The organism is Pseudomonas sp. UTLPPB19802 (assembly GCF_059730225.1).
Window position 1 is genome coordinate 6,244,883 of sequence record NZ_AP048545.1, and the last position, 20,667, is coordinate 6,265,549.

Consider the following 20,667-nt stretch of genomic DNA (forward strand, 5'->3'; position numbering starts at 1 on the left):
CGAAATATCGGGGCGTTTTTCATGGTGCAGGTAAAACCGCAAGTGTGTTACTTGCTCGGTGCAACCCCTGCGGTGTTATCCAGCAGACTCTTGGTCGCGGTCTGGATGAAGGAGCCGAGTTTCTGCTTCAGCGCAGCCTCGTCCGGCGAATCGGAGAGTACTTCACCGCCGGGATTGGCACCCAGGTGGTAGCGCCAGAGCTTGGCCGGCATGTCCTTGGGTTGAACCACCATGTGATCGCCGCTGATGATCGCCACGGTTGGCTCGCTGCCCGACGGCTTGATCATGCCGATGCCCTGGTCGCCTTCCGGCAGATTGAGCAGGTCACGCCCCCAGCACTGCTGGCGGAACTCACCGCCGAGGCGCCCCATGATGGTCGGCACGATATCGATCTGGGTGCCGACGGTGTCGCGACGGGTGCCGAACTTCTCCTGGATACCCGGGCCGATCAGCAGCAGCGGCACGTTGAAACGACCCAGGTCCATCTCGGTGATCTGCTCGTCGTTGCCGAAACCATGGTCACCCACCACCACGAACAGGGTGTCCTTGAAGTAAGGTTCCTGACGGGCCTTCTCGAAGAACTGGCCCAGTGCCCAGTCGGAATAACGCATGGCCGTCAGGTGCTCGTTGAGCGTGCCGCGATCGGTGACGCGTTCGACCGGCAAGGGCGTTGGCAACGCATACGGCGTGTGGTTGGACAGCGTCTGCAACAGGGCATAGAACGGCTTGCCGCTGGCTTCACGCGCCTTCAACTCTTCCAGGCTGCGGTTGAACATGTCCTGGTCGGACACACCCCAGGTCGGGTCGGAGAACACCGGATTGACGAAATCATTACGGCCGATGAAGGTGGTCATGCCCTGGCTGCCGAAGAAGCCCGACTGGTTGTCCCAGGCGAAGTCGCCGTTGTAGACATACACATCGTCATACTTGCGGGCACTGAGCAGTTGCGGCAGGCCGGACAGCTTGTGGCTGCCTTCCGGCGTCTGCATCAGGTACTCGAAACCGGGCAGGTTCGGGAAGCATGCCATGGTGGCGAACATGCCCTGGTGGGTGTGGGTACCGTTGGAGAAGAAACGCTCGAACAGCAGGCCTTCCTTCGACAGCTTGTCGAAGTACGGGGTGATGTTGCCGGGACGACCGAGGGCACCGACCGAGTGACCGGCGAAGCTCTCCATCAGGATTACCACCACGTTCTTGATCGGCAGGGTGTTCTGCGCCGGTGGCAGGGTGTCACGGCGGATAGCGGCGATATCGCTGTCGACCAGTTTGTCATTACCGGTCAGCAGCATGTCCCGAACGGTCTGCTGGGCCAGAGGCTGATCCAGGGTGGCCTTCCAGATATTGTCGCGATCATCGGACAAACGACTGTGGGCTGCCGAGATCAATGTCAGCGAACCATTGAGGCCAAGCTGGTTGGCGAAATTCGACTCGGTGGTGTAGGCGTCGCCCCAGCGCAACGGCGGCCCCTGGCGCAGGGTGCCACGGGCGGCGACCACACAGACCAGCAGCAGCACCACGAACAGCGCGGTGCGGGCGTACCACGGCGCAACGGTACGCCCCCCGGCGCGGGCACTGAACCCGGCACTCGGACGGGTGATACGGTCGGCGCCGCGGAACAGCAGGCTCAGCACCACGGTACCCACGGCCCAGGCCAACAGGTAGCGAACCACCGGGAAACCGTACCAGAGCATGCTCATGACGGTTTTAGGGTCTTCCTTCACGTACTGGAACACCAGGCCGTTGAGGCGCTGGTGGAACTCCCGGTAGAAGTCCATTTCCATCAGGCCGAAGAACAGTGCCAGGCTTGAAGTCACGGTCAGCCAGAAGCGGAACAGGCCGCGCGCAGCCATGGCCCGGGCGCTGAGGAAGGCCAGCGTCAACGGAATGCAAAGGTAGACGACGATACGGATGTCGAAACGCAGGCCATTGCCGAACGCCTCGAGGAAAGTCGAGGCCGGGGTGTCGAGAATCATCTCGCGGTTATAGACCAGCAACGCCACCCGTAGCAGGGTGAACATCACCATCATGATCAATGCGCACAACAGCGTATAGGCCAGGTGAGACTTAACGGTCGGTTGCGGCAGGCGCGTTGAGGGGCGCTGCTTGCTCAGGGCGTCCGGGTTTGCCATGTCGATTGCGGGCTCGTTGGATTCAAGTTGAAAAGTCGGGTCAGCGGCGCCCCGCCCTCTATGTATCGCGAGGGGGACGCGAAGCCGGCAAATGTTGCACGATCATCGGCTGTTTACCACCCATGATCGTCATTAACCGTTGAAATCCGCCCTCGACAAGACAAAAACCGTTGCAAGGCAACGATTTGCGGCGTGAGAGGGCTGAGTTAAGCGACGGAATTGTCTTAGACGGAATGTGAAAATTTCGTTGGGTGTATGTTTTGACACATAAAAGGAACAACCTGCCGAAGCGCAATTCGCCGCTTCGACAGGGGACGCCTGGCCGTCTTGTCGGGATGCGGCTAGATCCGCACGTTACCGCGTGGCCCGGCGATGGCCCAGATGATCAACCCCAGCACCGGCAGCAGGGCAATCAACAAAACCCAGAGAATTTTCATCCCGGTTTCGGCGCCGCTTTTCAGGACATTGAGAATGGCCCAGATATCCAGGGCCAGGATAATCAGGCCAACAAGGCCGTTGAAGGTTGAACCCATAATGCTACTCCCGAATGAGGATCTGCCCTCTCTAGGATAGTCGGCAATGAGCAGGGTTCCCTTTTTCGCCGGCTTCAGACGTGCAGGGCAATCCGCAGAGCTTCCAGGGAGGGCGCGGCGGCAATACCCACCTGCTCGCACAGCTCCAGGACCCGTGGCAGGTCATTGCCGTAGACCAGCACCGCCTGCAGTTCGTCATCCAGCAACTGGCTGAAGTTCATCAGGACATAGCCACCTTGCTCGGGGTTCATGCTGGAGAGCTGGATCTGGATCCGGTTCAACGCCGTCAAGGCCTCGACCTTGGCCAGTTGCTTGGGCTTGATATTGAACGGCACGTCCTTGCCGAAGGACTCGACGATCTGCGCGAACAGATCCATGTAGGTATCCGCCTGGAACAGCACCGTCTCCGGCAGGCTGCCCACCACCACCCATTCACCCAGCGGGATCGGGAAACTGTCGTCGTAGTTGATATCCGGGTTGGCTGCCAGGAAACCAGCCTCGTCCGCATAGGCCTGGGCTGCCTCGTCGGCGATTTGCAGGATCTCGGCCTCGCCCATGCAGCCGGAGCTGATTTTAGTGATGAGTTCGATGAGGGCGGTTTTCATGGCTAGCCTGCGACCTGGGGTTGTTCGGGGGCGCGAAGGATAGCGCAAATACCGGGGCCTTGCAGGTGCTCGACCTGCAAGGCCCCGGCAGCGTCAAGCGTTGAGCCGCTCCAGTTGAGCGGCAGTCTCGGTCGCGCCCATGGTCCGGGCTGCGGCCAGCGCCGTCACACCATTGGCATCGGTGGCATCCGGGTCGGCGCCCTGGTTGAGCAGGTACTCGACGATGGTGGTGCGATTGAACATCGCCGCCATCATCAGGGCCGTGCGCCCGTCCGCCGAAGCACCCTCGACCTGCGCGCCACCCTCGACCAGAAGCTGGACCATCGGCAGATCGCCCTTGAAGGCCGCACCGGCAATCGGGCTCTGGCCATTGGCATTGCGGATCTCCGGATCGGCCTTGTGTTCGAGCAGCACCCGCACCGCATCGGCATGGCCATGGTAGCTGGCAAGCATCAGCAGGGTATCGCCCTTGTGGTTGCGCAGGTTGGCCGGCAGGCCACTGCCCAGCAAGGCCGCCAGCATCGCCGCATCGCCCTTGCGGGCCACGTCGAATACCTGCTCGGCAAACTCGGCGGCTTCTTCTTCGGTCATTTGTCGGGCTTGATCGGACATTTCGGACTCCCTGTGGCTGAACAAGAAACTGGTCATCTATTGAGCCAGTTTCCCGGGCTGGAGTTTCCCTGTCATGCCTTATTTTTCAAGCGCTTCCATAGCCAGAATCAATAACGGAACTTGCCGGCATGAATTTCCTCGTGCATCTGCCCCGTTACCTGCACATAGGTGTCGGAACCCGGCAGCCAGGCATAGATGGGATCGTCACCGGATTTCCCGGGATCGAAGGCCTCGTCGCGCAACCGGCCCTTCTGGTACTTGAAGGTGCCGGTGGTTTCCATCTTCAGCTTCACCCGCAGGAACAGCGGGATCGCGTACGTCGGCATTTGCTGGCGGGCGAAGCTCAACAGTTCGGCAAAGTCCAGGGTCGCCAGCGATTCGGCCGGAGTGATCGCCGCCATGCCGGCCCGGCCGTTGGTGTTGCTGATTTCCACTCCGTAGGACACCACTTCGGCAATGTGGGGGTGTTGCAGCAGGATATTTTCCACTTCCGTGGTGGACACGTTCTCACCCTTCCAGCGATAGGAGTCGCCCAGACGGTCGACAAACTGCGCGTGCCCGAAGCCGATATCGCGCAGCAGGTCGCCGGTATTGAAATAGCGGTCACCCTTTTCGAACACATCGCACAGCACGACCTTCTGGGTCTTGGCCGATTCGGTGTAGCCATCCAGCGGGGCCTTGTCGTCGATCCGCGCCAGCAGCAGCCCCTGGCCGCCCTTGGGCACCTTGCGCATGAAACCGTCGGCATCGCGTAGTGGCGTACCGCAATCCGGAGCGTACTCCACCAAGGCCCAAGACATCAGGGAAAAACCGATGGTGTTGTTGAAATTGAGCGCGTTGGTGAAACCGATGTTGCCATCACTGGCCGCATAGAACTCGCTGATGTGATCGATCTCGAAGCGCTGCTTGAACTCCCGCCAGACGCTCGGGCGCAAACCGTTACCGATCATCTTCGTCACTTTGTTGTGCTTGTCCGCAGGGCTGGGCGGCTGGTCCAGCAGATAGCGGCACAACTCGCCAACATAGCCGAAGGTGGTGGCATTGAAACGTCGCGCCTCTTCCCAGAACTGGCTGGCGCTGAATTTGCGCCGGAAGGCAAAGCCCGAGGCCCCGGCGATGGCCGATCCCCAGCACACGCACAAGCCCGTCGCGTGGTACAGCGGCAAGGTGCAATAGAGGACGTCCTGCGGACTCATGTCGAGGGCGATCAGGCCAAAGCTGGCGTAGGTCTTCATCCATCGGCCATGGCGGAATATCCCGGCCTTGGGCAGGCCGGTGGTGCCGGAGGTGTAGATATAGAAGCACGGATCATCGGCGAAGATCTGCTGGCTGCTGGCCGGATTGGCCTGGTCCTGGCCGACGCTCTCGCCCATCAGATTGATCCAGCCCGCAGGCGCCTCGCCCGGATCGACATCGGTCTCCTGGTCGGCGATGAAATAGTGCCGCGCCGGATCGACCTGCACCTGCTCACGCACTGCCGAGTAGGCCTCCAGCAGTTCCGCGCCGACCACCATCGCCACGGGCGAGACCAGGGTGATGCTATGGACCAGGGCACCCTGGGTCTGGGAGGTGTTGAGCATCGCACAGACTCCGCCGATCTTCGCCAGCGCCAGGATCGTCACCAGCAACTCGATGCGGTTTTCGATCATGACGCCCACCACGTCACCCTTGCCGATGCCCTGGCTGGCCAGGTAATGGGCAATCCGGTTGGCCCACTGGTTGGCCTGCAGGTAGCTCAGGGAGCGATTGCCATACAGCAGCGCCGGCCCCGAAGGATTGCGCACCACGGCCTGTTCGAAGCTCCAGGCCAGCCCGCACGGCTGGTCGGGAGTCTTCACCTTGGACAGCTTGAGGCCACGAATCACACGCGGCAGCGCCTTGGCAACGGTAGGGAGTTTGCGGAGCATCATGCCCCAGGTGATCACGTCATCGGTTTGAACGTTCATGGGTCACATCCTGTCTTTTATTATTATCGACCGAGTGTCGTCCGGGCCGGCGACCTCGTACATCGTCCTTGTCACGGCGCTGGGGCTCGAACCGCCGCCTGGGGTCCGCTTGATCTCGAAAATACGGCAACCCCGCCGAGGCTGTACATGAAGGTTTTGCAAAGTTTTGTATCCTTGTGACCATCCGGATCGCGCCTTGGACCCGCCTCGCAATCAATAGGCAAAATGCAGGATGCACGACAGCATATCTTGCATTTTGCACGACACCCAAAAATCATAAAATCATTAACTAACTGATTTATATACAATTTTTTAAAAGACAAATACTGGCACAGTCACTGCAACCCTCACTCCATACCTAGCCATTCACGCGCTGACGGAGTCGACCGACATGGACCTGATCCAGGAAAAATTCTCTTCTGTATTCTCCAACTACGAAGTCACCACCCAGCCACGTCCTGACGGTGGCGTCCTGCTGACCCTGCGTGACAGCGACGGCAAGCAGGTCAAACGCTCGATCTCCTATGCCCAGTTGCACACCGCCGAGCAATTGACCTGGGTGATCAGCGCAATCCGCCGTGACCTCGCCGGCCAGCCCAGCGAACTGCCATCGATTGCCCTGCTGCAGAGCCAGAACCGTTTTGCCCTGCCGTCGTATCATTGATAGACACTGCTGCGAGAGAAACTGCTACCCGAGGCCTTGCCTAGACCAGCCCGCGATTGACGGCTTCGCCGACAGCGTGGGCACGGTTGCTCACACCCAGCTTGTGGTAGATGTTGCGCAGATGGAATTTGACCGTAGCTTAGGACACGTTGCGGATCACACTGATTTCCCAGACAGTCTTGCCCGCCCTGGCCCACTTGAGCACTTCCAACTCCTTCTCGCTCAATGTCTGGGTCTTGGCGAGACGGCTGCCACGATCTTTCTTCAAGGCCGGCAGAATCACCACCTGGACAACATCCTGTTTAAGCGGCTCCCGGGAATCCTTGATATCCGCCGGTCGATGCCGGGCCGTCTGTGCGGGATCGGCCAGCGGTATCTTGGGCATGCTCATGTCAGTTTCTCCCTGTGACTTTCGACAGTTCGGACAATTACTGTCCGAACAATCGTCAAAAAGAGAGAGTTACACAGAAGCGGGAATTAACAACCAACTACAAAAATAAACAGGGATGGCCGACATTTCATTAGGCAAAATCCTACAATTTAAAACATGCGCTTCCGACTCAAGTTTTAATTACTCAAGCCGTCCGCTACTTGTTTAATGTCGACACACCCTGTCTTCAGTCGTCAAGACGGGGGAAACGTCCAGCCAGGTGCCCCTCGCCAAGCGCAACCACCCGCCCCTCGGCCTTGTCGAACAGGCGAATGGCCACGCAGCGCGGCTCTTCGCCCAGGTCGAACCAGCAGGCGGTGCCGGCCGGTATCGAGATCAAATCGTTGCGTTCACACAACACCGCATAAACATAATCACCAAGATGCAGGTTGAGAAGGCCCCGCCCGCCAAGGAAGAAACGTATTTCGTTCGCGTCCTGACGCTGCTCGCAAAACAGTTGCGCACAGCGCTCTGCCTTCTGCGGATGATGGTTGTCGAGGCTGATGACCTCGACCGCAACGCTACCGTGTTCACTCATCAGCAGATCGAGTTGTGCACGACAGGCCTCGAGCACCTGCTCCTCACCAGTCCCGGGTCGGACAGGTGCCGCCACGGGTAAACGTTCGAAACGAACGCCCTGCTCTGCCAGGGTCGCGGCGATATCGTCGACATGGGTCAGGACCTTGTTCGGAAGGTCAGGGCTGGCAACAGGGTAAACGGACAGACTGCTCATGGGCTTCTCTTTCCTCGGGGCGGGCTCAGGGCCGTTCCTCTCGCATGCGTGTGGCAATGATAATCGCGGCGGCCAGGGCCGCCAGGCTGGCGATACTGAAAGTCAGGGTGGGCCCCAGGGCATTCCAGCTGTAACCGGCGTACAACGCGCCCAACGCCCCGCCCGTCCCGGATAGCGCGGCATAGAGGGCCTGGCCCTGCCCCTGCTGACGCGAACCGAAGCTGCGCTGGACAAAATGAATGGCCGATGCGTGAAAACTGCCGAACGTCGCCGCGTGCAGCAACTGGGCAAGCAGCAACAACCACAGGTGCTCGGCAAGGGAACCGAGCAGCAGCCAGCGCAAGGCCGCCAGGAGAAAGCTTGCCATCAGCACCCGGCGCACGGAAAACCGCGCCAGGATCCGGCTCATGCCCAGGAACATCAGCACTTCGGCCACCACTCCCAGGGCCCAGAGCAGGCCGATCAAACCACGGCTGTAGCCGAGGTTCTCCAGATGCAGGGTCAGGAAGGTGTAGTAGGGACCGTGGCTCAGTTGCATCAGCGCGACACAACCGTAGAACGCCAGCACGCCGGGACAGCGCAATTGCTTGAAAAAGCCCTCGCCCGCCAACCGGCTGCCCTGGGCCGCTGGCTGGGCATTGGGCACCCAGGCGGTACTCAGGGCGATGCCGGCCATGATCACCACGACCGTCATCGGATAGATATCCAGGCTCAGCCATTCGAACAGGCGCCCGATCAGCACCACCGCGAGGATGAAGCCGATCGAACCCCACAAGCGGATCTGGCTGTAGCGCCCCGGCTGGCCTTGCAGGTGCGCCAGGGTGATGACCTCGAATTGCGGCAGCACGGCATGCCAGAAAAACGCGTGCAAAGCCATGACCAGCGCCAGCCAGGCATAGCTCTTGTCGAGGAAGATCAGCGAGAACGCCAGCAGCGTGCAGGCAGCGCCGCAGCGGACGATCAACAGGCGCCGACCGGTGTAGTCACCCAGCCAGCCCCAGATGTTCGGCGCCACGCAGCGCATCAGCATCGGAATCGCTACCAGTTCGCCTATCCGCGCCGGAGCGAACCCCAGGTGATGGAAGTACAGCGCCAGGTACGGCGCCGTGGCGCCGAGCAGGGCGAAATAAAACAGGTAGAAGCCGGAAAGCCGCCAGTAGGGGAGCGGCGCTCCCGACATTACAGCTGGCCCAGCACCGGCGTGCTGACACGCACATCCGCATTCTGCGCGCGATGGCGCAGCAGGTGGTCCATCAGCACGATCGCCATCATCGCTTCGGCGATCGGCGTTGCCCGGATACCGACGCACGGATCGTGGCGCCCCTTGGTGATCACATCCACCGGGTTGCCATGAATATCGATGGAACGGCCCGGGGTGGTGATGCTCGAGGTCGGCTTCAGCGCCAGGTGCGCGACGATCGGCTGGCCGGAAGAGATGCCGCCGAGAATGCCGCCGGCATTGTTGCTGAGGAAGCCTTCGGGCGTCAGTTCATCGCGGTGCTCGGTGCCCCGCTGGGCCACACAGGCGAAACCGGCGCCGATCTCCACGCCCTTGACCGCGTTGATGCTCATCAGCGCATGGGCCAGTTCGGCATCCAGGCGGTCGAAGATCGGCTCGCCCAGGCCAGGCATCACGCCTTCGGCAACCACGGTGATCTTCGCGCCCACCGAGTCCTGGTCCCGACGCAACTGGTCCATATAGGCTTCCAGCTCCGGCACCTTGTCCGGATCGGGGCTGAAGAAAGCATTCTGCTCGACCGACTCCCAGGTCTTGAACGGAATCTCGATCGGGCCCAACTGGCTCATGTAGCCGCGGATGACAATGCCCTGGCTGGCGAGGAATTTCTTGGCGATGGCGCCGGCGGCCACGCGCATGGCGGTTTCCCGGGCCGAACTGCGCCCGCCACCACGGTAGTCGCGCTCACCGTACTTGTGGTGGTAGGTGTAGTCCGCGTGGGCCGGGCGGAACAGGTCCTTGATCGCCGAGTAGTCCTTGGACTTCTGGTCGGTGTTGCGGATCAGCAGGCCGATGGCACAGCCGGTGGTGCGGCCTTCGAACACGCCGGAAAGGATCTCCACCTCGTCCGGTTCCTGGCGCTGGGTAGTGTGCCGGCTGGTGCCGGGCTTGCGCCGGTCGAGGTCGCGCTGCAGATCGTCGAGCGACAACTCCAGGCCTGGCGGGCAGCCATCGACAATGGCGACCAACGCCGGGCCATGGCTTTCGCCGGCGGTGGTGACAGTGAACAGCTTGCCGTAGGTATTGCCGGACATGCAGGACGCTCCGCGAATCAGATCTAGATAACCGAGCGGCCCAGTATACGCAGGCTGTCCAACGACTTCATCCTCGAACCTTATCGACGGTTGCGAGTCCAACCGGCACCTTATCCATGATGGCGTGATGATGCTGCGACTTTTGCTCCTGACCCTGACCCTGTTCAGCGGCCTTGCCCAGGCCGGCGTGGTGCTGCAACGACCGATCGAACTCGATACCGGTAACGGCCGGTTGTTCGGTTCGCTGCTGCTGCCCAAGTCCGACAAGCCGGTGCCGGTGGTCCTGATCGTTGCCGGTTCCGGCCCCACCGACCGCGACGGCAACAACCCGGACGGCGGGCGCAATGACAGCCTCAAGCGCCTGGCCTGGATGTTGGCTCGGCACGACATTGCCAGCGTGCGTTATGACAAGCGCGGCGTGGCCGCCAGCCTCGCAGCGACGCCCAACGAGCGTAACCTGAGTGTCGAAGCCTACGTCGCCGATGCCGTGGCCTGGGGAGAAAAGCTCAAGGCCGACCCACGCCTGGGGCCGCTGATCCTGCTCGGCCATAGTGAAGGTGCGCTGATCGCCACGCTCGCTGCGCCGAAACTGGATACCGCCGGAGTCATTTCCGTCTCGGGCAGCGGTCGCCCGGTCGACCAGGTATTGCGCCAGCAACTGGCCAAGCGCCTGCCGCCGGCCCTGATGCTGCGCAGCAACGAACTGCTCGACAGCCTCAAGGCCGGACGGACGGACGCCAACATCCCGGAACCGCTGCAGCCGATCTTCCGCGCCAGCGTCCAACCTTACCTGATCAGCCTGTTCCGCCAGGATCCGGCGGCGGCCTTCAGTCACCTGCAGGTGCCGGCCCTGATCGTCCAGGGGCGCAACGATATCCAGGTCGGCGTCGACGACGCCAAGGCGCTGAAAGCGGCCAAGCCGGATGCGCAACTGGCGATCATCGACGGCATGAACCACATCATGCGTATCGTGCCTGACGACATCGAGCACCAGATGGCCTCCTACAACAACCCGCAGCTGCCGCTCGCCGCCGGCCTGGAACAGCCGATTACAGGCTTTATCGACGGACTTGCTCGCCATTGAGATGATTTTTCCCTCCAGTCCTGGCCGAAACGGCCGATAAGGGCATTGCCGGTATCGCGATTGTTACCGGCAAGCTGGACACGGACAGGATCTCGCCGAATGACAGAAACTCAAGCGTCACCCGAAAGCACCGCCGAAGCCGTCGAACCCGCGCCGGTGGAACTGCCGTGGGCCGATGTGCAAGCCGAGCACTTCAAGATGCTGCGCCTGGCCCCGTTGGCCACCGACCGCAACACCGGCGGGCGACCGTTGCGCTTTGTCCAGTTCGGCTACGCCGAGCGCAACAGCAAGGAGCGCAGCCTGCTGCGCATGAACATCCAGTTGCCGGCGCAGAAGGTGCGCAAGGAACAGAACCATCTCGACGTCTGGGTCGACCACACCACCAAGCGCGTGCACTTCGGGCCTGAAGGCGGCTTGCAGGTGGAGCCGTGGAACCGTGGAATCGGGCGTTTCCTGGTGGCCCAGGCCGCGATCTGGGCGCAGAAGAAGTGGTCACACTATCGCATCGACGGCGGCGCCCTGCAGAACAAGGACGCCCTGAACGAAGACACCCGCCTGCGCCGCGACCATTTCCTGCGGGTCCAGGGTTTCGATGTGGTCTATGCCGATCCCCAGCACCTCAAGGGCAGCTACAAGGACATGCAAGTCGGCGAGATGCTGTCCCAGTGGAACACCGAGAAAGTGCAATTCGTGGAGATTCTCGAAGCCTCGCAAATGCTCCAGCAGGCCGAACAGAACCTGCAGGAAAAGGAAGTGAAGCTGCGCCAGCAGGAAGAACGGGTAAGCAAGTTCAAGCGCGAGGACAGCGGGCTGCGCTTCACCATCACCTGCCTGGTGGCCTTCGCGGTGTTCCAGGCCGGCTTGCTGATCTGGATCGCCACCCACCGATAGCCTCATGGGAGCCGGTCGAACCGGCTCCCACAGCCAGGATCAGATCTTCGAAGCGAACAACGCCTGATGCTCACGGCACTGCTGCGCTGTCAGCATGAATACCCCATGCCCGCCGCGCTCGAAGTCCAACCAGGCAAAGTCCACTTCCGGATACAACGCCTCGACGTGCACCTGGCTGTTACCCACCTCGACGATCAGCAGGCCCTTCTCGGTCAGGTGATCCGCCGCCTCGGCCAGCATTCGCCGCACCAGGTTCAAGCCATCGTCGCCACAGGCCAGGCCCAGTTCCGGTTCGTGCTGATACTCCGGCGGCATGTCGGCGAAGTCTTCGGCATCGACATACGGCGGGTTGGACACGATCAGGTCGAAGCGCTGCCCCGGCAAGCCGTCGAAACCGTCACCCTGGACGGTAAACACACGCTCGTCGACGCCGTGGCGCTCGATATTGCGGTTCGCCACTTCCAGCGCGTCGAAGGACAGGTCCGCCAGGACGACTTCCGCCTCTTCGAACTCATAGGCGCAGGCGATCCCGATGCAACCCGAACCGGTGCACAGGTCGAGGATGCGCGCCGGCTCAGCTCCCAGCCAGGGCGCGAAGCGACTTTCGATCAGTTCGCCGATCGGCGAGCGCGGGATCAGCACCCGCTCGTCAACGATGAACGGCAACCCACAGAACCACGCCTCACCCAGCAGGTAGGCGGTCGGCACCCGGTCCTCGATCCGGCGCTTGAGCAGGTGCTGCAGGCGGGTCAGTTCTTCGTCTTCCAGGCGGCAGTCGAGGTAGCTGTCGGCGATTTCCCAAGGCAGGTGCAAGGCGCCCAGCACCAGTTGGCGAGCCTCGTCCCAAGCGTTGTCGGTGCCATGACCGAAAAACAGTTCCGCACCGTGAAAACGGCTGACAGCCCAACGAATATGGTCGCGCAGGGTGCGCAGGCGGGAAGTGATCACGGGTAGACTCCTGAAAAAACGACTGGCGATTCTAACAGCCAAACGAACCTCGGGTGGAAACAAGGCAAAAAGACATCACCCCGCACTTTTCCGACCATCGGCGCCGCCCTCTTGACACGGCTACAGGCCAATAAACACGGTGCCTGCGTCGGTAGCGATTCACATAAACGCTCAGCCGGAGGACAATGGGCAAAAGCCCCACGCACAGGAGCCCCCCGAATGTCCGTTCCAAAGACGATGTTTCAACTCAGTGGCCGAGGTTATGCGGCAGCCAATCTGAGCCACGCCACCCTGTTGATCATCGACGCCCAGAAAGAATATCTCAGCGGCCCGCTCGCGTTGTCCGGCATGGAAGAAGCCGTCGACAACATCAAGCAACTGCTCGCTGCGGCGCGCGCGGCCGGCCGGCCGATCGTGCATATCCGCCACCTGGGCACCGTTGGCGGCCTGTTCGACCCGCAGGGCGAACGCGGCGAGTTCATTCCCGGCCTGGAGCCCCAGGGCGACGAAACGCTGATCGGCAAGCTGCTGCCCAGCGCCTTCCATGGCACCGGCCTGGAAAAACAGCTGCAGGACATCGGTCCACTGGACCTGATCGTCTGCGGTTTCATGAGCCACTCCAGCGTCAGCACCACCGTGCGCGCCGCGAAGAACCTGGGTTTCCGTTGCACCCTGGTCGAAGATGCCTGCGCCACCCGCGACCTTCCCCACAAGGGCGAAATCATCAGCGCCGCCCAGGTCCAGCGCACCGAAATGGCGATCATGGCTGATAATTTCGCCACCCTGGCACTGACCCGGGACCTGACCTGAGCCCAGCAGGATCGGGCGTTCCTGACGACCGCCCATCCGCTAGCGCCCCGCTCATACTCCGATTTCCCCTGCGTGTCCGGAACAAGCCGACCTTCTCTCGGTCGAACGGCCGATAATCAAAGAGGAAAATCGGAATAATGAAGATATCCGATGATGGATTCGACGCTCGCCGGCTGCGCCCCAAGGGCCAGAGCAACTGGCGTTCGCGTCTGGGTGCCGGTTTCGCGGCACTGCTGGCGACGTTCGGTGTATTGCTGGCGATGGCCGGTACCGCCAGCCTGCTCGGGCATGCCCCGGCCATGGGCGAGTTGAATGCCAGCCCAGGAGGCTCGGCGACCATCCTGGTCGTCGGCCTGCTGGTGCTGTATGTCGGCGTCTGGCTGTGGCGGCGCTGCCGCCGTCGGATGCGCCGAGGCCAGTCGCTGAACATGGCCCCGCACCTGATGAAAAAGCACGACTGAACGCTGTTCTTCCAGGAATCGCCTGTGACTTGAAGCCCGTCACTTGGGTAAACTGGCGGTTCCTGCGGAGACTGACATGCAAGACGACGATTTTTCCCTGTTCCAAAGCGAAATCCGCGGTGTAAAGCCGATCAAGCACGATCGTGCCGATACCGGCAAGCCCAAGTCCGACCGAGCCCAACTGGCCAAGCTGCGCCTGGCGGCAACCGTGCGCAGCGAGACCACCACGGTGGACGGCCTGTCCGACCAGTTCGTCATCGACGTCGGCCCCGAAGACGACCTGCACTGGTCCCGCGACGGTGTGCAGGAAAGCCAGATGCGCAAGCTCAAGGCCGGCCAGATTCCATTCGAAGGCAGCCTCGACCTTCACGGCATGACGGTGGAAAAGGCCCGGGAAACCCTCTGGGCGTTCCTCGCCGAAGCGACGAAGTTCGAAATCCGCTGCGTGCGCGTCACCCACGGCAAGGCCGTGCGCCTGGATGGCAAGCGCCCGATGATCAAGAGCCACGTCAATACCTGGCTGCGCCAGCATGCCCAGGTTCTCGGTTTCACCTCCTGCCAGGCCCGCCACGGCGGCACTGGCGCGGTGTACGTGATGCTCAAGCGGACGATGATGGAAGGTCGCGACGAGTAACCGGACCGTCATCGAATTTGCAGGCGGCTGCGAGCCGCCGTATCCTTGCCCTTTGCGTAGACTCCCCACAGGTAGCTTCATGTCCCTGGAACAGAATTACACCGCGATTCTGAATGGGTAAGGCAAGGTAACGAAACCCAGCAAAACCGGGGCTCCCCCTACTCAGGGATACCCGGTTTTCACCCTGCATACGCGTGCATTGGTACAAAAATTGGTATGAGCCGACGATGTGTGCAGACAGGCGGCAAACCGTTCCCATCCCGGGAAATTCATGCCCCCCCGTTGAAACACCAGCCTCGATAAGGGCAGCCCGCCTAGAAAATCAATACCGAACTTAAGTTATTGAATTCTCTGCCGATACAATTCTTGATGGCAAAAAGCCTTAGAAACTGCTTTCCTACAGGTAAAGTAGCCTATAGAATCCGCCGACTTTTTCGCTCAGGACTGAGCGAACGGATTCGCCAGCTAAGGGTCGTATGGATTTCGAAATTGAAAAGGAAATTTCACCAGATACCGTCGCGCCTATCATTGATGCGCTGAATGGTTCTGATGATGCAGAGACGATCAGGATCATCCTCCGCCACAACAATGGTGGTCATGTGCCGTCGGCTTTTGCACTGATCCTTGCAGTTATAAACACGAAAGCTACAGTAGAGATTCTGATGGACCGACATATCATGAGCGCTGCGGCGTTCATATGGGTCTGGTTTGCGATCAGACATCAGGACAATGTAAAGGCGCTTCACCCTGCTGAACCGGCAGTGCTAATGTACCACCGCCCTCGGCAGCTAAGCCTGGAATCGTCTGATCACTATGTCTTTCGTGATGATTTGGAAGAAACACACCCGCTCCGGGAGCACTTAGCAGTAGGGGAGCAGGTATTTGACACACTTTTTGATGAACTTATTCAGGCGCTAGGGTACTCAGATGAGAAGGAATTCCTAACGCATGATGGCGCTCTCTACCGGCATAACCTCAGTTACATGAGAGCTGCGTACTACCAAAATCGGGACTGTGTCCTGACTTTCTGAAAGGGAATAGCTATGACCACCGTGGCGATGAGCAACCTCGACGTGAGCCGTATAAAACGCTCAAAATCGAATGCAGAGCTGACATCTATGCTCGCCGAATACATCCGGACCGACGAACGACTGCGGGCCGAATGCCAACGCCAAGGAAAGCCTCTCCCAAACCTACGCGCCGAACAGAAGCGATGAAGAAAGCCCCTTAAATGGGGCTTTTTTTTGACAAAATTCCGCTTACTCTGAATCTCTAGGCAATAAGCTTGGCACTCTGCCAGGGCGGTCGGTCCTTCTGAGCCGTCGCCTTTTATTCTGACAAGTCGTTGAGCCACAGGCCTGTCAACTTTTGCTCGAGCAGCTCCATGAACCAATCCGCCTACGGCACATCCTTGGGCGATGATAGCTGACAGCTACAGCAATTTGTGGTGCCAAGCACCTATTCCTCAGCTTCAGCCAGCCCCCACAACCTGGCCGCCTCCGCGAGTTCAAGCATTTCGCTCAACTCCCCATCCCCTACCTCCGCGCGGCGGTGCGCCGCCATAGCCATCTCCACCAACACCTCCGCCCGCCCATCCGGATCCGCAGCAAGCTCAAAGCGATCATAGAGCTCCGCCAACCATTCTTGAGGTATCTGTCCAGGGCCTGGCCCTGGATTACTCTGCACGACACCACCATGACTGGGCATACATGACACCATCCACCTCTTCGAAACCAGTAATGTTCATCCCGCGCTGAGCCATGCCGTTGACGCAGGCGTCATGCAGCCTCGGGATGATGTCCTCGCCCGGGCCGGGATTGAAGACCCAGGCTTCAATGCAAGGGCGGCCAAGCGCTTGGCTGTGACTGTATTGGAGGTGAACGTCTGCGCGCAGCGGCTTGATCTTGCTGAGCTGATCGCTGGGGATAGCAACACCGCGCTCCCGGCGGCGGACGAGGAGGAAGTACATGGCTCACCAATACTGGATATTAATACAGCATTTAGCCACCAAGCCTACAACGAACGAAAGTACCGCCTGGCGGACTATGCTCTCCTGTAATGACTGGAGGGCGGCGCATGTGCGGGAGATTGAGCCAGTATCGAGGAATCCACGAATTCGTCGAAGTCTTGAGCATGCCTGGGGCCTGGCAGAACAACGTCGGCGAGCAGGCGCTGGAAAGGTACAACGTGGCACCCAGCACCCAGGTGGCGGTGCTGCGTGTGGATGACGCAGGACCGCGGGCGGACCTGGTGAGATGGGGATGGCGGCCGCACTGGGCAACCGATCGAGCGGCGCCGATCAATGCCCGGGTCGAGAAAGTCGCCCACGGTGCGTTCTTCCGCGCAATCTGGCCGCACAGAGCGATAACACCGCTCGACGGCTGGTATGAGTGGGTGGACGAAGGCGGCCCGAAAAAGCAGCCCTACTACATCCGGCGGCGGGACGGGCGCCCTTCCCTCTGCGCCTCGATCGGCCAGTTCGCCGGCGGTGAACACGACGGGTTCGTGATCATCACTGCCGATGCCCAGGGAGGCCTGGTCGACGTCCATGATCGGCGACCTATCGTTCTGTCGCCGGGCCTGGCGCTCGAATGGCTGAGCGACGGCACTGCCGGAGTGCAAGCCGAGCAGATAGCCGTCCATTTGGGCGAGCCAGCCGAGGCGTTCGAGTGGTACCGAGTAAGCGTTGAAGTGGGTAACGTGCGGAATCAGGGCGCAGGGCTCATTGTTCCTGTTACTGGGTAAATCAGCTCTCCGGCAGCGCCACTCTCGACTTCGCCTGAAGCGCCTTCTCTTTTGCGATCAGTTCCTTGTCGCATGACGAACTCCCAGTAACGATTGCCTCTCTCGTGCAGGCCATGGCTGATTCCTCAAAGTCATTTATTTGTTTAAGGGTACTTAGCGAATATCCTCCGCCGAGGAGCGCGCAAAACAAGCCGAACGCAAAGAATGGCATTCTGTATGACACATTAGACCTCGTGAATTTATTGGCGCCAGTATTGTGACAGCATAATTGCGGAGACAAACCCTCCGCAACAGCGCGTCTACCGACAGGCGCCGGTCGCCGCGACAAGCTCCTTCTCATAGCCTACTCGCTGCCGACGCTCCGCCAGCAGCGCCCTCACCTTCACTTCCAGGCTGTCGTCCTTACGCAGGCCGGCAGCGGCCCAAGGCGGAACTGCCACGTCAGGCGTGCGACAAGGCACCTGCACTGGAACCTCGACACGCACGTACTGAACCTGAGGCTTTGTGTTGCCCGCGCAGCCAGCCAGCAGCAGGCCGACCAGCAGCACCTGCAGCACCTGCACTTTTCGCCAGGTCCTGCATTTTTCTCGAGGTCCTGCCGATTTTCGTAGCATCTGCAGGCTCATAGCCCAAGCTCCTTGTCGATGATAGAGGTGGCAGCTGCGCACTGGTCGCCGCCGGTTCGCTCCTGCTGCAAGCGATTCGCCGCGGCGTAGTCGCCCTGGGCGCTGGCCTGGGCCTCCTTCACCGCTTCCTCTGCCCTGGCCTGGCGCGCGTTCGCCGCCAGGGTCAGCTCGCCCAGGGCCTTGCCCTGCTCCGCCGCCAGGCCGGTGAGGTTGTCACGGGCAGACTTGCAGGTGGCCACCTGATCCTGCTCGGCGTCGAGCAGTGGACGGAAATGGCTGGTGGTCGCCCAGGAGCCCATGGCCATGCCCAGCACGATCAGCAGGCCGGCGCCGATCATTCGCATCACCACTGATTCCATGACTCCTCCCAATCGGGCAGATCGACCGTTTGGCCGGCCAGGTGGTGGGTGCTATCGCCCAGGTAGTGGATGCGGCCATCGGTCACGAACGAATGGCAAACGAATGGGCGGGGCTCGACATGACCGCCAGCCATGAGGGTCGAATGCTCCTCATCAGTCAGGCGCTGCACCCCCTTCGCCAGAATCGACGGGGTGAACGTCGGCGCATCAGGGTTGTCGTTGTAGCCCCAGCGGGGTTCTGGCCCGGCGCCAACCTGAAGACGATGCGGCTCGTTGCAGCCGTTGCAGAAGAACATCAACGAGCCGTCGGCAGCCTGCCCCAAGACGCGCCCAATGGTTTTGATTTCGTTCATGCCAGCACCGCCAGCGCAGCGTCGTACAGCGCTTGGCGGTCTGCGGCTCCGGTCTGCCCGCCGTTGATCCGCCCGGTGATGCCCTTGAAGTCGCCGGCGTCCGCCAGCGTGTTCAACCCGCTGGTCGCCCAGAACCAGGCAGCCGAGAGCGCGGCATACTGCGGCTGCTCGAGCAGCTCCGGCTGTTTCACCAGGCGGTCATCGCCGAACAGCGCCTGGCTGCACGCCGCGTAGTTCGCGCGGCCGGTGATCTGGATCAGCCCACGCCCGCGGAACTTGTAGCCGTCGCCGGAGGCCTCCGGGCCATTGCCCAGGCGGCCGCCGTACAGCGCATTGCCGAGCCGGATGGAGTTGCCCGCTAGTTCCGCAGCACGGGGCACAAGACTGCGCCAACGGGTTCCGGGCTTCGACGCGTTGCCCAGGGCAACGATACGGTCGGCGCGGTAGCTCAGGCTCTCCAGCACCTGGCGCAGTTGCGACGACTCATGTCCGACCTGGGCGATGAATGCAGCCTCGCGCAGCAGGCCGACGATCGCATACCGCTGCATCGCGGTGGCCAGCACAGAAACGAAAACGCCGGCTGCGGGGCCGGCGTTGGGGAGAATGCGCAGCAGTTGCTGCTGAGTAATAGGCATATGTGCCCCCTGCGCATATTACGCGCAAACACTTATTAGTTGTATGGAAAAGGAAGTCCTGCAGTATTGATCAACAGAGCGCTAGGCCTAGGCGATGATGCAGTGTTAAGCCAAATTGTAGAAGCAACGGCTCTATTTGAACTTTGCTGCCCTCCTGCTGAAGGACAAAAAACGAAACTAACACCGCCAGGCCTGCCGAACGCACCTTCGATAGTGCTGTGACCTAGCCCGGCAGAAGCGGCCTCAGTCCCCAAAATATTCCCCCCGCCTCGAGACCATGGCAAGTAAGTCGCGTAGTTAATCCCGGAAGACAAGGCGATATCGACTTGAAAGTACATAGATGCTGGAGTTGACACATAGTACTTGTATCCCCCGGCGTATGGTGTTGTCGTGCCACCCTCCAGCCCCCCGACAGGCGCAGGAGCATCTACGGTGCCAATCACGTTAAGCGGTGGCTGCAAGGAGTTGAATGTTATAGTCCCATCGTCAAGCCACGTTTTGATATATGGCCCGCCTGGGATATTGTCCCCCATAAGGTCAAAGCAGTAATACGGAATAGGACCCGGTGCCCCAGAGTAGTAAAAAGTTATGCTCCCATCAGCGTTCCTTGTTGACCCAATTCTCGCAGCGCGACCGGAAATGAAAACTATCGGGGAGAGTGCGTTGGCAATAGTAAAACCATACACAACGTCCGCCTGAGGACCGGGACTGGTTAGTACCGACTCGGTCCAATTGCCGCCCCAGCTAGGGTCAATGTTTCCACCTTTGAACTGCCTGCGACTCCAAGTCTGTAGATACTGCATGTTCCCACTTTTCACAAGGCCATAGGATATCATCCTTGTATCAAAGAGAATCTCCCCATTCTCTTTATAAACAATGAGCTTAGGCGATGTCATCAGAAGTACCCATAATAAATCCTGCAATTAGCCGAAAAGAAACCCCAGCCATTAGTCGTATATGAGTATACCCAGCTCAGGGTTGTTCCAGAGATAGTGACACCGGGAGATTTCCCTTTCTCCCTTGCAGTATCCACCAGCGGAACAACTATATAAAATGCCCTTTTCCCTTGTGGCAGAGAAGGAATCTGGATGCTTCCATTAGCCGAACCGGTATCAACAAATCCAGTCGTCTGACTTATGCTTATAGTCATATCAATCATGACCTGACCGTCAGATTTTTTCACAACAAGACCAGTCAT

23 protein-coding genes and 1 pseudogene are annotated in these 20,667 nt (G+C 60.4%); 8 read left to right on the plus strand and 16 right to left on the minus strand.

Annotation, left to right across the window (positions count from 1 at the left end; translation table 11 throughout):
- Positions 1 to 47: 47 nt before the first annotated feature.
- The 5 genes from AC6I6U_RS27095 to AC6I6U_RS27115 all read right to left on the minus strand — a co-directional run bounded on the left by AC6I6U_RS27095 (position 48) and on the right by AC6I6U_RS27115 (position 5,825).
- Positions 48 to 2,129 (minus strand): LTA synthase family protein, encoded by a 2,082-nt coding sequence (locus AC6I6U_RS27095; RefSeq protein WP_497879051.1) that lies wholly within the window; start codon positions 2,127 to 2,129, stop codon positions 48 to 50.
- A 341-nt stretch (positions 2,130 to 2,470) separates the two neighbouring features.
- Positions 2,471 to 2,662: a PLDc N-terminal domain-containing protein gene (locus AC6I6U_RS27100; protein WP_010449788.1), complete on the minus strand. Its 192-nt coding sequence runs from the start codon at positions 2,660 to 2,662 to the stop codon at positions 2,471 to 2,473.
- 74 nt (positions 2,663 to 2,736) lie between these two features.
- Positions 2,737 to 3,267: a hypothetical protein gene (locus AC6I6U_RS27105; RefSeq protein ID WP_497879052.1), complete on the minus strand. Its 531-nt coding sequence runs from the start codon at positions 3,265 to 3,267 to the stop codon at positions 2,737 to 2,739.
- A gap of 93 nt (positions 3,268 to 3,360) precedes the next feature.
- Positions 3,361 to 3,879, minus strand: coding sequence for an ankyrin repeat domain-containing protein (locus AC6I6U_RS27110; RefSeq protein ID WP_497879053.1), 519 nt, complete (start codon positions 3,877 to 3,879; stop codon positions 3,361 to 3,363).
- Between the two features lie 107 nt (positions 3,880 to 3,986).
- A complete protein-coding gene (locus tag AC6I6U_RS27115) occupies positions 3,987 to 5,825 on the minus strand; it encodes a long-chain-acyl-CoA synthetase (protein ID WP_497879054.1) in 1,839 nt (612 codons plus the stop codon).
- A 391-nt stretch (positions 5,826 to 6,216) separates the two neighbouring features.
- Here AC6I6U_RS27115 and AC6I6U_RS27120 point away from each other — a divergent pair, with 391 nt between their 5' ends.
- Complete coding sequence (locus AC6I6U_RS27120; RefSeq protein ID WP_010449793.1) at positions 6,217 to 6,489, plus strand: DUF3509 domain-containing protein; 273 nt, start codon at positions 6,217 to 6,219, stop codon at positions 6,487 to 6,489.
- A gap of 40 nt (positions 6,490 to 6,529) precedes the next feature.
- Here the strand turns inward: AC6I6U_RS27120 and AC6I6U_RS27125 are convergent.
- From AC6I6U_RS27125 to aroC, 4 genes and pseudogenes are all read right to left on the minus strand, one after another.
- Positions 6,530 to 6,715: pseudogene (locus AC6I6U_RS27125) on the minus strand (response regulator transcription factor); the annotation flags it as partial.
- Positions 6,716 to 7,106: 391 nt separating this feature from the next.
- Positions 7,107 to 7,652 carry an acireductone dioxygenase gene (locus tag AC6I6U_RS27130; protein WP_497879055.1) on the minus strand — a complete coding sequence of 182 codons (546 nt, stop codon included), beginning with the start codon at positions 7,650 to 7,652 and terminating at the stop codon, positions 7,107 to 7,109.
- 25 nt (positions 7,653 to 7,677) lie between these two features.
- A complete protein-coding gene (locus tag AC6I6U_RS27135; RefSeq protein WP_497879056.1) occupies positions 7,678 to 8,832 on the minus strand; it encodes an MFS transporter in 1,155 nt (384 codons plus the stop codon).
- Positions 8,832 to 9,923 (minus strand): chorismate synthase, encoded by a 1,092-nt coding sequence (gene aroC / locus AC6I6U_RS27140; protein ID WP_497879057.1) that lies wholly within the window; start codon positions 9,921 to 9,923, stop codon positions 8,832 to 8,834. Before aroC ends, AC6I6U_RS27135 begins: the two co-directional genes overlap by 1 nt.
- Positions 9,924 to 10,005: 82 nt before the next feature.
- Here aroC and AC6I6U_RS27145 point away from each other — a divergent pair, with 82 nt between their 5' ends.
- Together AC6I6U_RS27145 and AC6I6U_RS27150 are read left to right on the plus strand one after the other, a co-directional pair.
- A complete protein-coding gene (locus AC6I6U_RS27145; protein WP_497883114.1) occupies positions 10,006 to 11,007 on the plus strand; it encodes an alpha/beta hydrolase in 1,002 nt (333 codons plus the stop codon).
- 99 nt (positions 11,008 to 11,106) lie between these two features.
- Positions 11,107 to 11,898, plus strand: a complete 792-nt coding sequence (locus AC6I6U_RS27150) for a hypothetical protein (protein ID WP_497879058.1) — start codon at positions 11,107 to 11,109, stop codon at positions 11,896 to 11,898.
- Positions 11,899 to 11,937: 39 nt separating this feature from the next.
- Here the strand turns inward: AC6I6U_RS27150 and prmB are convergent, their stop codons facing one another.
- On the minus strand, positions 11,938 to 12,846 hold the full coding sequence (prmB, locus tag AC6I6U_RS27155; RefSeq protein WP_497879059.1) for a 50S ribosomal protein L3 N(5)-glutamine methyltransferase: 909 nt from the start codon (positions 12,844 to 12,846) through the stop codon (positions 11,938 to 11,940).
- Positions 12,847 to 13,065: 219 nt separating this feature from the next.
- On the opposite strand from prmB, the gene AC6I6U_RS27160 reads away from it, so the two are divergent.
- The 4 genes from AC6I6U_RS27160 to AC6I6U_RS27175 all read left to right on the plus strand — a co-directional run bounded on the left by AC6I6U_RS27160 (position 13,066) and on the right by AC6I6U_RS27175 (position 15,782).
- The gene (locus AC6I6U_RS27160; RefSeq protein ID WP_497879060.1) at positions 13,066 to 13,656 is read left to right on the plus strand and encodes a cysteine hydrolase family protein; all 591 of its coding nucleotides are present in this window, start codon (positions 13,066 to 13,068) and stop codon (positions 13,654 to 13,656) included.
- 137 nt (positions 13,657 to 13,793) lie between these two features.
- Positions 13,794 to 14,117 carry a hypothetical protein gene (locus AC6I6U_RS27165; RefSeq protein WP_497879061.1) on the plus strand — a complete coding sequence of 108 codons (324 nt, stop codon included), beginning with the start codon at positions 13,794 to 13,796 and terminating at the stop codon, positions 14,115 to 14,117.
- Between the two features lie 76 nt (positions 14,118 to 14,193).
- The gene (locus AC6I6U_RS27170) at positions 14,194 to 14,751 is read left to right on the plus strand and encodes a Smr/MutS family protein (protein WP_497879062.1); all 558 of its coding nucleotides are present in this window, start codon (positions 14,194 to 14,196) and stop codon (positions 14,749 to 14,751) included.
- Positions 14,752 to 15,227: 476 nt separating this feature from the next.
- A complete protein-coding gene (locus tag AC6I6U_RS27175) occupies positions 15,228 to 15,782 on the plus strand; it encodes a hypothetical protein (RefSeq protein WP_497879063.1) in 555 nt (184 codons plus the stop codon).
- Positions 15,783 to 16,426: 644 nt separating this feature from the next.
- Here AC6I6U_RS27175 and AC6I6U_RS27180 read toward each other — a convergent pair.
- Entirely contained in the window at positions 16,427 to 16,720 is a 294-nt protein-coding gene (locus tag AC6I6U_RS27180) for a hypothetical protein (RefSeq protein WP_497879064.1), read from the minus strand.
- Positions 16,721 to 16,827: 107 nt separating this feature from the next.
- Here AC6I6U_RS27180 and AC6I6U_RS27185 point away from each other — a divergent pair, with 107 nt between their 5' ends.
- Complete coding sequence (locus AC6I6U_RS27185; RefSeq protein WP_497879065.1) at positions 16,828 to 17,496, plus strand: SOS response-associated peptidase; 669 nt, start codon at positions 16,828 to 16,830, stop codon at positions 17,494 to 17,496.
- A 299-nt stretch (positions 17,497 to 17,795) separates the two neighbouring features.
- Here AC6I6U_RS27185 and AC6I6U_RS27190 read toward each other — a convergent pair whose 3' ends face one another.
- The 5 genes from AC6I6U_RS27190 to AC6I6U_RS27210 form a co-directional block, all read right to left on the minus strand.
- Positions 17,796 to 18,122, minus strand: a complete 327-nt coding sequence (locus AC6I6U_RS27190; RefSeq protein WP_497879066.1) for a hypothetical protein — start codon at positions 18,120 to 18,122, stop codon at positions 17,796 to 17,798.
- Positions 18,119 to 18,481 (minus strand): hypothetical protein, encoded by a 363-nt coding sequence (locus AC6I6U_RS27195; RefSeq protein ID WP_497879067.1) that lies wholly within the window; start codon positions 18,479 to 18,481, stop codon positions 18,119 to 18,121. The genes AC6I6U_RS27190 and AC6I6U_RS27195 overlap by 4 nt, the downstream gene beginning before the upstream one ends.
- Positions 18,466 to 18,834, minus strand: a complete 369-nt coding sequence (locus AC6I6U_RS27200) for a ubiquitination-like system serine protease family protein (protein ID WP_497879068.1) — start codon at positions 18,832 to 18,834, stop codon at positions 18,466 to 18,468. Before AC6I6U_RS27200 ends, AC6I6U_RS27195 begins: the two co-directional genes overlap by 16 nt.
- Positions 18,831 to 19,469, minus strand: coding sequence for a glycoside hydrolase family 19 protein (locus tag AC6I6U_RS27205; protein WP_497879069.1), 639 nt, complete (start codon positions 19,467 to 19,469; stop codon positions 18,831 to 18,833). Before AC6I6U_RS27205 ends, AC6I6U_RS27200 begins: the two co-directional genes overlap by 4 nt.
- Before the next feature lie 895 nt (positions 19,470 to 20,364).
- The gene (locus AC6I6U_RS27210; protein ID WP_497879070.1) at positions 20,365 to 20,667 is read right to left on the minus strand and encodes a hypothetical protein; all 303 of its coding nucleotides are present in this window, start codon (positions 20,665 to 20,667) and stop codon (positions 20,365 to 20,367) included.